Below are 11,791 nucleotides of genomic sequence, written 5' to 3' on the forward strand. Positions count from 1 at the left end.
AAGCCCTTGATTTATCGTTTGTATTTTACTTTTATGAAATGTGTTTTTTGAGGAAAAAATTAGTTGATATCATTTAAATTTGACAAGGCACTTAGTTTGTTAAGTAATTGTTGTTTTTAAATAAAATTCAACCTTACGAAATATTTTTTAAACCATTTTTTCGTAAATTGCACTTTTAAAATTATCCAAAAAGCCGAGAAATGATTCTTCAAAATGAAAATTAGCATTAAGTTCAGTACTTTTTTAGTATTGCTATTTTCCATCAGTATTTCTGGTTTTACGCAAACAACAAGCCCGCCTCGGGTAAGTTGCCCTGAAGCAGCTCAATTTTACGCTAGAGACAGTATTAATATTGTAACGTTTGGTGCAAGTACGGTTGAGGGGGTTAATGGAGCGGGCTTTCAAACTATGTTGAGAAACAACTTTTTGAATTGTTATCAAAACAAAGTTGTTGACATTACTAACCATGGTATTGGAGGCCAAACTACTTTTCAAGGCTTGTTACGAATAGATAATGCGATAAAAGACCGAACAGGTTTTATTGTAATTTCGATGGGCATTAATGATGCGTTGGCAATGGTTAACGGTAAAGGAAGCGTGGCCGAAACGGAGGCCAACATGCGTTCTTTGATTAGTATCAGTTTAAAGCAAAACCTGGTTCCAATTCTTTGTACGCTACAAAATGTAGACGATAGAAACAGCGCTCCGCTGGCTCAGGCGAACGTAAACATCAGGGCTTTAAATGTTGTTTACAGGCGTCTGGCCATTGAATATAAAATATATCTAGCAGATGTGAATGCAGCCATGAGAAGAGATTTCACCTTGTATCAGGATGCTTTTCATCCAAACGCCAGAGGTTATAGATTAATCAGCTATGTCATTTTCGATGCCATTAACAAAGCGATTTTTGATAAGTTTTTGATGTTTGTGGTTTCACAGAACTATCCAAATCCAGCCGGAACACAAACTTACCTTGATGTGGTTTTGCCAGAAACAGATAAACTTACCATACAGGTTTATGATATGATGGGCAGGTTAGTAAAAACTGTTTTGAATGAATATATTAATACTGGTAAGCATACTCTGGAAATAAATACCTCTACTTTTGTACCGGGGATTTATTTTTTCAAACTCACTTCCGATTCAGGGCAGTACAATGCCGCAAAAAAGTTTATCGTAGCGAGGTAACAAAAGATTACAGCTTTAGTCTTAAAACAGATTAATAAGTTTTATATCTTTAAAAATGCCTACTGACACTTTTACAAACGAAGAAATTGATATTAATTCGTTACCAAAATACGAAGAAATTTCTTTGAAAAAACCCCACTCCAATTATTGGAAAATCATCTGCATCAATTTAATCATCACTTTTCTAGTTATTGGCATTACTGCTACTTTACTAATTTTTTTCAATGAGAAAACACAGCCACATGCCTTAATCATCGTTGGCATTTATTTAGTAGTTACCATTGTTACCGTTTTGCTTTTCTATGTTAGTTTTAAGAAACGTGGATATGCCATCAGAACCAAGGATGTAATTTATAAGAGTGGCATCATTGCCGAATCAACTACGATTGTGCCGCTAAACAGAATTCAGCATATCGAACTAAATGAAGGTTTTTTTTCAAGAATGTTTAGTTTGGGTTCGCTGCAAATATTTACTGCAGGCGGCCAAACAGGTCACATCCACATTGCGGGCATACCAATTAATGAAGCAAAAAGCATAAGAGATTTGCTATTAAATAAGCTTGAATTGCTTGAGACACCTGAGATTGAAACTAAACTGAAAGTTAATGAATAGCGATTTCAGTAAACCCCAGCGAGAGTCTGCTTTCGGAATAATCGTAATGGCAGCCCATACTGCGTTTAAAATTGGTAAGGCAACATTTTTCCTGGTTATTTATGCGTTTGTAAAAATGAGTGCAGCCTACACCGCATATGTACTTCTTGGTGTTGGTGTAATTATTTTGCTTTGTGTAGTCTTTTCTTATTTATGGTATCTGAACTTTACTTTTTTTCTAGATAAGGAAAAGCAGGAATTCGTAGTTAACAAGGGAATTTTAAATCGCGATCAGGTAATTATTCAGTTAGACAAGATTCAGCAGGTTAATATCAACCAAAATATCTTACAGAAAATGATTGGCGTTTATGGCCTTAAAATAGATACTGCCGGAACAAGTGGAGAAGAAGTAAGTATCAAAGCCATTGACGAAGTTTCTGCTTACAATTTAAAGGAGCATTTATTAAGAGGCAAAACTGCTGCTACCGAACACGCCAATGTATTGACAGATGAGCTACCAATAATCGATGAAGTTCCTTTTTTGAGGGTAAGTACTTGGACACTGTTTAAGGTGGGGCTAACCTCTAATTACGGCCAAAGTTTAACCGTAATTCTCGTTTTCTTTATGTACACCGTTCAGGAAGCAAGGCATATTATGGACATTTTCGGCCTTGATAAAGGAGCTGTGCAAAGCACTGTTTTAGGTTTAGCCACCTTATTTTCTGTTGCAGTAATTGTGGTTATTTTTTTGATTGTGCTATTGTCAATCAACCTCATCAGAACTTTTTATAGATATTTCCAACTGGAGGTAAGTCAGCATAAAAACTCCCTGCTATTATCTTCTGGATTGATTGCTAAAAAAAATACTTTAATTAACCCTACCAAAGTTCAAATTACGAAACATAGCCAAAACTACTTTCAAAAGAAACTTAATCTCCTCAACATCAGTTTAAAACAGGCGCATTTTGGCGAAAGTAAAAAGGGTAAAGAAATGCAGGGCAATACGCTTGAAATTGTGGGATGTGATACCTTTGAAAGGGATGAACTATTGAAGATGATCCTAGGACAGGTTCCAACTCTAGGGAAAACTTTCGTTCCAGATTGGCGCTTTTTGAATTTGCCTATTTTCTTTAAACTGATCTTACCAGTGACGATCTTTATGCTTGTTGCTTTGAATGTTCCAGAAGTGAAACCCTTTCTGGGCTTCGCAGCAGCCTATTTCATTGTCGGAATTCTGATGATTTACATCAGTTACCGAAGACACCGGATCTCCGTAAATCAGCAGTTTATTATCAAAAAAAGTGGAATTTGGGATATTTCAAATGAAGTGATCGTTCCACACAAAATCCAGGCAATTACGGCTTCACAATATCCATGGCACAAAAGCGTAGATGTGGGACATTTGTGCCTACATACTGCAGCTGGACAAATTCATTTCAAATATGGGAATTACAGCGAGATCAAAACTTTAGTGAACTATTGGCTTTACCAGGTGGAGAGTGGTAATAAAAATTGGATGTAACAGTTTCAAGGTTGTTGCTCCAGATCACTAAGGTTATTCTTTTTTGCGAAAATCACCTTTAGTCTGCCGGAACTAAAAAGATTCAAGACACGAAAATAAATGGCAAATTTTTCCCGCAGACAACGCAGATTTTCGCAGATTTCCTACCAAAACTATTTACAATCTGCGGGAGCAATTATAGCGTCATAATCCCTTTTATATTTGCTGTCTGTTTATAAATCGCAATTACTTCATCAGCATTTTGAACTTGCTTCTTTACCGTTATTGAAACATATTTGCCTGTTTTAGAAGGTTGCTCTAAAAATTCATCATTTGGCAAAACAGCACGTAGATCTTGGATTTTCTCTACGCCGCCCGTCAAAATAAATTTGAAGTTGTAGATGCCTGGAAATTTTTCTACATTTTCCAGCTTCTCTTTTAAGTTAGCATAAATATCTGTACTGTTTCCCTCTGGGATGTTAGTGAATTCTATGTCCTTGTTTATTTTTTTCTCTTCCATAAGTACAACATATCAAATTTTATTCCCAAATCACTAAGGTGAAATTTTGGCAGAAAATTATCTATGATTGCCAATTCACTAACTAATTTAACCAGTGAGATTTCAACATAGATTGCAGTTCTCTTATTCATTATGTAATTAGTGATCACTATTTCGAAGTTTATATTTTACGCGACTTTTGCTTTTCAAAAAACACGGGCCTCTATTTCTCCACAAATTCAATAAAAAACTTTTGAATTGTTATTTTTGAACCTCAAAAAAACAGGAGCCGATTTGGACTATTTAGAAGGATTAAACCCACAACAAAGAGCAGCAGTAGAGAATACAAAAGGACCGGTAATGATTGTTGCAGGTGCTGGTTCGGGCAAAACCCGTGTAATTACTTATCGTGTAGCGCACCTCATTCAAACAGGAACCGACCCCTTTAATATTCTGGTTTTAACCTTTACCAACAAAGCCAGTAAAGATATGCGAGAGCGTATTTCGAAAGTGGTTGGCGCTGAGGCTAAAAACATTTGGATGGGTACTTTTCACTCTGTTTTTGCCAAAATTTTACGGGTAGAGGCAGAAAAAATTGGTTATCCAAACAACTTTACTATTTACGATACCGATGATAGCAAGAGTGTTATCCGTGCTATTTTAAAGGAAATGCAGTTAGACGATAAATTATATGCCGCAAACTTTGTTTTTGGACGTATTTCTTCTGCAAAAAATAATCTAATTTCCTGGGGTGAATATCAATCAAACGATCAGATTCAGGCCGAAGACATTCAAAACAAGCGTCCTTTAATTGGCCAGATCTATGAGCAATACGCGAAACGCTGTTTCAGGGCTGGTGCCATGGATTTTGATGACTTACTATTTAAAACCAATATTCTGCTAAAAGAACACCCTGAGGTGTTGAATAAATATCAACAAAAATTCAGGTATTTAATGGTGGATGAGTATCAGGATACCAACTTTTCTCAATATACCATTGTGAAAAAACTGGCCGCTGCTTACCAGAACATTTGCGTGGTTGGAGATGATGCACAAAGTATCTACGCCTTTCGTGGAGCCAACATTCAAAACATCTTAAACTTCGAACGCGATTATCCTGATTTAAAGGTTTATAAACTAGAGCAGAACTACCGCTCTACCCAAAATATTGTTGATGCTGCAAGCAGCATTATCGCCAACAACAAAAATCAGTTGGAAAAGAATGTTTTTTCAGAAAATGTAGAAGGCGATAGAATTAAGGTTTCCCGTGCTTTTACTGATAATGAAGAGGGCAAATTGGTTGCCGAATCAATTATACAGGAACGCGGTTTAAAGGGTTACCAATACCATGATTTTGCCATTCTGTACCGTACCAATGCGCAAAGCAGAGCAATGGAGGAAGGATTGCGCAAGCTGAATGTTCCTTATAAAATATATGGAGGTACCTCTTTTTATCAACGTAAAGAGATCAAGGATTTAATTGCTTACTTCCGTTTAACTTTTAATCCGAAGGATGAAGAAGCCATTAAAAGGGTAATCAATTATCCAAAACGTGGAATTGGAGATACTTCCATTGATAAAATCATCGTAGCTGCCGATCAAAATAATATCACCATGTGGGATGTAATTTCGAATGCGCATCAATACGTTGATGGTCGATTGGCTAACCAACTGAACGACTTTTCGATGATGGTTCAAAGCTTTCAGGCAGAGGCTAAAAAGCTTGACGCTTACGATTCAGCTTTGTTTATTGCACAACACGCAGGTATATTGAAGGAACTTTATACCGATGATAGCGTTGAAGGGAGGGCAAGATACGAGAACATTCAGGAGTTATTAAATGGTATCAAAGAGTTTGCCGAGCGTGAAGATATCGAAGAGAAAGGCCTGGATATTTTTATGCAGGATGTAGCACTTTTAACCAATGATGATAAGGATGGCGACAAAAACAAGGATACGGTTTCGTTGATGACGATTCACTCTGCCAAAGGTTTGGAGTTTAAAAACGTATTTATTGTCGGCTTGGAGGAGAACCTTTTTCCATCGCAAATGTCGGTTAATTCCCGTTCCGATTTGGAAGAAGAACGACGGTTATTTTATGTGGCCATTACACGTGCTGAAATTAAGCTAACCATAACCTATGCTACTTCTCGTTACCGTTGGGGAACATTAACTAACTGTGAGCCAAGCCGTTTTATCAACGAAATTAATCCCAGATTTTTAGAGTTAGATGTGAAACCTGCTAAAAGCAACGTTTTTGAAGGCAACTTTGATGATGAACGCAAAACCTGGACTTCGCAACCTCGTGATTTCTTTAGCAAACCCAAACCTGCGAGCACTACTTCTGCCCCACCGCCTCGTCCGAAAACAACTTCGCTATTGGCAAAGGCACACGTTCCAAGCCCTGGCTTCGCCCCCTCACAACCACACGAATTTCAAGGTGGCATGGAAGTAGAACACGAAAAATTTGGCTTTGGAAAGATTATTAGCCTGGAAGGAAATTTACCCGATGTTAAGGCAACCGTATTTTTCCAGGATTTAGGCAACAAGCAGTTGTTATTGAAATTTGCAAAGCTAATGATTGTGAAAAATTGATATTGTATAAGGCTTAGTTGCCTTACACAATATCAATACAACCCCATTTAAGCTGGCACTATACCAAAATACACTTTGTAATTTGCATTGTGGCCGCGAAGGTTATTGGTAGAAAACTTGTAACCTACATTTTTATAATTTGAATTGTTGGTTCGTCTGGCCAGGAGGATAAGGTCTTTCCCGGTGAGTACAATCCTTTCGCTTCCAATCTTATCATCGCCAAAGCCAAATAAATTATTTACCGCTTTCGCCACCTCGGGAATAAATTTTTGAATCAACGGACCAACCACCGCTGCAATTGCACCGCCAACAACGGGAATCAGTCCCAAAGCGGCAGTTCCTAAACCATGCGCTGCTGTCATAGCGGTCTGAATTTCCTTTCTAAATTTTTCCGGATCACCGTGATCATTCTCCATTAACGTGATTTCAAGAATCAAACCATTGGGTTTGCCTCTGTAAATTTCAATCAAGTCAGGTCTTGATGTATCAGAATCTACACTGCTATAGGTTTGCGATCTAAAGGCGGCACTAGAAAATGGTGAAACCACTCCCATCAATACATATGGCTCGTCTGCGCCCGATGTTTCGCCTGTTTCTCTCAAACAAACTAAGCCGGTATAGTGAAGCACAACATCATTTAAATCTAATGCACCGGTATCTGGCCACCAGTAAATACCGCCGCGTTGAAAGGAATTAACCCTTCCACCATCTGGAAAGTTACTTTCATCTGAGGTTGGATAACCTAAATACGATCTTTCCCAACCCAAATCTGCCCATCTCCGGCGAATGTCGCCCCAAATTGCTTGAGCTCCAGTCTGTGGCGACCATATGATGGTGGCCTGATCGCCGTTGAAGTGATTGAATCGCCCTGTTCCATCCCAGCAAGGCGATTCATCGGTATTGGGTATGCCCCAATTTACGCCACCTAAGGCGACCCACTTTTGATAAATGGCACCATGGATTTCCAATACAGATCTAGTATTGCTATTGTAACAAACACAGGCCAATTCGCCGTACCAGGCAATCCCATCTTTCCTTAAAAGCTGACCAAGAAATTTACTTCCACCCAATTCATCGAAGCGCTTTTTCAACTTCGACTCAATACTTGAGATTACTGCGGTTTCTAGTTTCTTAGGAAACTTGTAATCTTTTAAAGCTTCTACAGAAACTTTTAATGATGATAACTTTGACATAACATTTATAGTTTAAATAAGAGGTAAAATAATTCTTTAACTACATCACTTAAATCGATTAAGCTGATACGAAGTTGTAAAATTAAACTGCTGTTAATCAGAGAAATGAGCAAATTACGGTTACTACCTAGCGAATTGCCAGTATCAGTGAGTAAGAATTTGACATTAGCGCTAAGAATTGACTGATGCGTTGTAATTTATTTATTTCGTGGACAACAAACACTTGAAAAACCCCAAAATTTCCTTAATATTGGATTCCGTTCTCTCGTTGAAACACCATGCAACTCACCCGATTAGAAATTAAAGGATTTAAAAGCTTTGGCGACAAGGTGACCATCAATTTTAATGAAGGTGTTACAGCGATTGTTGGCCCGAACGGTTGCGGAAAATCGAATGTAATTGATGCCATGAGATGGGTGCTTGGTGAGCAAAGTACAAAAGCCCTGCGTTCTGAGAAGATGGAAAACATCATCTTCAATGGCACAAAAAACCGTAAACAAGCCCAATTAGCTGAGGTTTCTTTAAGCTTTGATAATACTAAAAACATCCTCCCAACAGCTTACTCTCAGGTTACGGTAACCCGAAAACTCTATCGTAATGGCGATAGCGAATACCGTTTGAATGATGTTCAATGCCGTTTGAAAGACATTACCGACTTATTCTTAGACACCGGAATTGGCTCAGATAGTTACTCTATTATCGAGCTAAAAATGGTCGATGAAATCATTACAAATAAAGAACATAGCCGACGATCTTTATTTGAAGAAGCCTCAGGAATATCGAAGTACAAACTTCGCAAAAAACAAACTTTCAGCAAGTTGAAAGATACTGAGGCAGACCTTGAGCGTGTGGAAGACTTGCTTTTTGAAATTGAAAAAAACTTAAAAACACTTGAAAATCAAGCTCGTAAAGCCGAACGCTATTATAAATTAAAAGAACAATATCGCGAGCTAAGCGTTGAATTGGGAACCCATCGAATTGCTTTTTTTCGTACTGATTTAAATGCATTGGAGAGCCAGGAGCAAAACCAGCAGGTACTAAGAACTGAACTCAGCACCAAAATTGATACTCATGAAGCTGACCTGCAAAAGCTCAAACTGGGCAGTATAAATCAAGAAAAAAACCTTTCCATTCAGCAAAAAGCAACAAACGAACTGGTTTCAAAAATTCGTGCTTACGAAAGTGAAAAGAAAGTAAAAAATGAACAAATGCGTTTCTTGCAAGAAAAAGAAACGCGTTTATCGGGAGAGCTGGAGAAAGATAAAAACCAGGTTAACCACATCAAATACAATATCAAGCGTTTGAATGAAGAGGTTTTAATTGAAACAGAAGTTTTCAACAAACTGGAATCTGACTTAAAACTTCTGAAATCTTCTCTTGATACGCTTCGCGAACAACAGCAGATAGAAAAAAATAGAGTCGAAAACTTGGTAAAATCCGTTAATGAATTACAAAACCAGGTTTATCAATCGCAAAAGGAAATTGATATTTTAAACATCCAAAAAGATGCCCTGGTGCAGGAAACCAACAGAAATTTTGATGATACTGAAACAAAAACATCAGAATTGAAAGCCTTTGACCATGCTTTGGCTGAATTGGATATTCAGGTTGCGGAAAAGCAAAGCCAGATTAAACAGCTAAAAGAGGCTGAAGAAATTCTAAAGGAAAAACTAACTCAATCGGAAATTAGCTTAAGCACTAACAAGGAAAAACTGACGGCCGAAAACCGTAAGAAAGATGCCAAGCAGAATGAATACAACCTTACAAAATCGCTTGTAGACAGTTTGGAGGGCTTTCCAGAGTCTATACGTTTCTTAAAAAAGAACAATGCTTTCGCAAAAAGTGCATTGCTCCTATCTGATATTTTGTTCTGTAATGAAGATTATCGGATTGCTATCGAGAATTATCTGGAACCAGTAATGAACCATTATGTGGTTGATCAATATTCCGATGCCGTTCAGGCAATTAACTTATTGACGGATGCTAGTCGTGGGCGGGCAAACTTTTTCATTTTGGAAAATATCCCTGATAAAAACCCAACGTTGAATACACATGAAGGCTTAATTTCAGCCCTATCTGTTATCGAAGTAGATAAAAAGTACCAGCATCTCTGCAACTTACTTTTGCAAAATGTATATATCGCTGTTGAAGAGCAGGAAAATCTTTTCAGAGCCAAATCAACCGAAACCGTAACCATTTTGGCAAAAAATGGAAAATATGCGCAGACAAAGTTCACTTTGGCAGGTGGTTCAGTAGGATTGTTTGAGGGTAAAAGAATCGGTCGTGCCAAAAACCTGGAGAATTTAGCAAAGGAAATTAAAGCTTCAGAATCGCTAATTAACCGATATACTACAGCAATAACCGCTGACACTGATAATATTTTTAATCTAAAAGAGGCTTCAAAAGTTAATCAGATTAATGCTTTGCAACAAGAGTTGAATCGTTTCATTAACGAACAAATTTCTGTTCAAACACGTCGCGATCAATACCAGGAATTTATTACAACCAGTGAAAATCGCAAAACCGATATCGCCCAAAAAATTGTTTCCATAGAAAAATCTCTATCGGAAAAATTGCCTGCTTTGGTTGATTTGCAAAGAAAGCAGCAGCAAGATCATTTAAACCTGCAGGAACAACAAATCAATTATCAGGAGCTGGCCGACCAGGTAAATGACTCAGCTGGTAAGTGTAACCAGGACAATATCCGCTTCCATCAACAACAAAACAAACTATCGAGCCTGGAGAAAGATTTAGACTACCGGTTTGTACAGGAAGAAGCTTTGAACAAGCGCATTGCCCAAAATGACAAAGAACTTCAGGACACTTTAACGCAAATTACAGCAACTTTACAACATACCGATTTGAGCGATGACACACTTTTAGAAATGTATCAACAGCGTGAAGAAATGGAAAAAGGTCTTGCTGATGTTGAAAAAGAGTACATCGAAAGCAAAGGCAATATTAATGAGCTGGAGAATAATCTGACCAATATTCGCAAGAGCCGGGAGGAAACGGATTTCCTTTTAACCGAGATAAAGGATAAAAAAAATACACTTAAAATCGACCTAAACTCGCTCAAAGAGCGATTAGCGGTAGAATTCAATATCGACATTAACAATCTTCTGGATACGGAAAGCGAAGTAGAAGCATCTGAAAGTGAGTTTGAAATTCGTCAGAAGGTAGAAAAAATGAAGCGCCAACTGGATGAATTTGGTTCCATTAACTCCATGGCGATGGAAGCCTTTAAGGAAATGGAAGAGCGGTATACCTTTATTCAAAATCAGAAAAAAGATCTCAACGCGGCAAAAACCGATCTTTTGCAAACCATTAAAGAGATTGATGATACTGCAAAAGAAAAATTTATGCAGGCTTTTACACAGGCACGTGAACATTTCATTGTGGTTTTCCGGTCTCTTTTTAACGAGGAAGACAGCTGTGATTTGATCTTATCTGATGTTAACAATCCTTTAGAGGCAGATATAGACATCGTTGCGAGGCCTAAAGGTAAAAGACCGTTATCAATCAACCAGCTATCTGGGGGCGAAAAAACTCTTACTGCCACTGCTTTACTGTTCTCACTTTACCTTTTGAAACCTGCTCCATTCTGTATTTTCGATGAGGTTGATGCCCCATTGGACGATACCAACATCGATAAGTTTAACAATATTATTAGGAAATTTTCCGACCAATCTCAATTTATTATAGTGTCTCATAACAAAAGAACTATTGCCAGTACCGACATTATTTATGGCGTTACGATGGTAGAACAGGGTGTCTCTAGAGTTGTAGCGGTTGATTTAAGAGAAGTTGCAGCTTAAGCTGAAAGGCTTAACGGATAAAGCAGAAGACTTATATCTAAAAATGCTTTCTAGAACATTATTAAATTGCAGAAGATAATCTAACTGTTGTCATGCTGAGGAAGTAATTTATTTCATAAAAATCAATATAAATGACGTTAAGAACGCTCGTCGTTGCGGGGCACGAAACAATCTCTTTAATAAAATAATACACCAAATTAGATTTTACCAAAGGTATTCCTCTGGAACTTCTCCCGATGAAAAATCGATTTCGCCTGCCTGCCGCAGGCAGGCAATGACGGAAAGTTAAAACCGTCAATGGTAGTCACGAAGCATGACAAAACCACAACTCCATAACAGCATAAAAATATATTTCCATTTCAATCTCTCAATAATTAATATCTTTAAACATAATTTAATCACACG

General features: G+C 37.7%; 7 protein-coding genes. 5 read left to right on the plus strand and 2 right to left on the minus strand.

All coding sequences use genetic code 11. The annotated features are described in order from the left end of the window. Window positions 1-213 precede the first annotated feature (213 nt). From ASE92_RS16700 to ASE92_RS16710, 3 genes are read left to right on the plus strand one after another with little or no spacing between them, the layout of a single operon-like run. Window positions 214-1,188 (plus strand): SGNH/GDSL hydrolase family protein, encoded by a 975-nt coding sequence (locus ASE92_RS16700; RefSeq protein WP_056851262.1) that lies wholly within the window; start codon window positions 214-216, stop codon window positions 1,186-1,188. Between the two features lie 55 nt (window positions 1,189-1,243). Continuing rightward, window positions 1,244-1,801 (plus strand): PH domain-containing protein, encoded by a 558-nt coding sequence (locus tag ASE92_RS16705; RefSeq protein ID WP_056851263.1) that lies wholly within the window; start codon window positions 1,244-1,246, stop codon window positions 1,799-1,801. Then, window positions 1,794-3,302, plus strand: coding sequence for a PH domain-containing protein (locus tag ASE92_RS16710; protein WP_056851264.1), 1,509 nt, complete (start codon window positions 1,794-1,796; stop codon window positions 3,300-3,302). Before ASE92_RS16705 ends, ASE92_RS16710 begins: the two co-directional genes overlap by 8 nt. A gap of 175 nt (window positions 3,303-3,477) precedes the next feature. Here ASE92_RS16710 and ASE92_RS16715 read toward each other — a convergent pair whose 3' ends face one another. After that, window positions 3,478-3,801: a DUF493 family protein gene (locus tag ASE92_RS16715; RefSeq protein ID WP_056851265.1), complete on the minus strand. Its 324-nt coding sequence runs from the start codon at window positions 3,799-3,801 to the stop codon at window positions 3,478-3,480. 273 nt (window positions 3,802-4,074) lie between these two features. Between ASE92_RS16715 and ASE92_RS16720 the strand changes: the two genes are divergently transcribed. Beyond that, window positions 4,075-6,375, plus strand: a complete 2,301-nt coding sequence (locus ASE92_RS16720; RefSeq protein ID WP_056851451.1) for an ATP-dependent helicase — start codon at window positions 4,075-4,077, stop codon at window positions 6,373-6,375. A gap of 47 nt (window positions 6,376-6,422) precedes the next feature. Here ASE92_RS16720 and ASE92_RS16725 read toward each other — a convergent pair whose 3' ends face one another. Continuing rightward, entirely contained in the window at window positions 6,423-7,568 is a 1,146-nt protein-coding gene (locus ASE92_RS16725; protein WP_056851266.1) for an LGFP repeat-containing protein, read from the minus strand. Between the two features lie 278 nt (window positions 7,569-7,846). On the opposite strand from ASE92_RS16725, the gene smc reads away from it, so the two are divergent. Then, window positions 7,847-11,386 (plus strand): chromosome segregation protein SMC, encoded by a 3,540-nt coding sequence (gene smc / locus ASE92_RS16730; RefSeq protein WP_056851267.1) that lies wholly within the window; start codon window positions 7,847-7,849, stop codon window positions 11,384-11,386. Window positions 11,387-11,791: the final 405 nt, after the last annotated feature.

The sequence above is a fragment of the Pedobacter sp. Leaf41 genome (assembly GCF_001422545.1).
In the GTDB taxonomy this organism is placed as follows: domain Bacteria; phylum Bacteroidota; class Bacteroidia; order Sphingobacteriales; family Sphingobacteriaceae; genus Pedobacter.

Bases quoted from the DNA above. Each gene is read 5' to 3' on its own strand.
- smc (WP_056851267.1), top strand. From the start codon at position 7,847: ATGCAACTCACCCGATTAGAAATTAAAGGATTTAAAAGCTTTGGCGAC.
- ASE92_RS16705 (WP_056851263.1), top strand. From the start codon at position 1,244: ATGCCTACTGACACTTTTACAAACGAAGAAATTGATATTAATTCGTTA.
- ASE92_RS16715 (WP_056851265.1), bottom strand. From the start codon at position 3,801: ATGGAAGAGAAAAAAATAAACAAGGACATAGAATTCACTAACATCCCA.
- ASE92_RS16725 (WP_056851266.1), bottom strand. From the start codon at position 7,568: ATGTCAAAGTTATCATCATTAAAAGTTTCTGTAGAAGCTTTAAAAGAT.
- ASE92_RS16700 (WP_056851262.1), top strand. From the start codon at position 214: ATGAAAATTAGCATTAAGTTCAGTACTTTTTTAGTATTGCTATTTTCC.
- ASE92_RS16710 (WP_056851264.1), top strand. From the start codon at position 1,794: ATGAATAGCGATTTCAGTAAACCCCAGCGAGAGTCTGCTTTCGGAATA.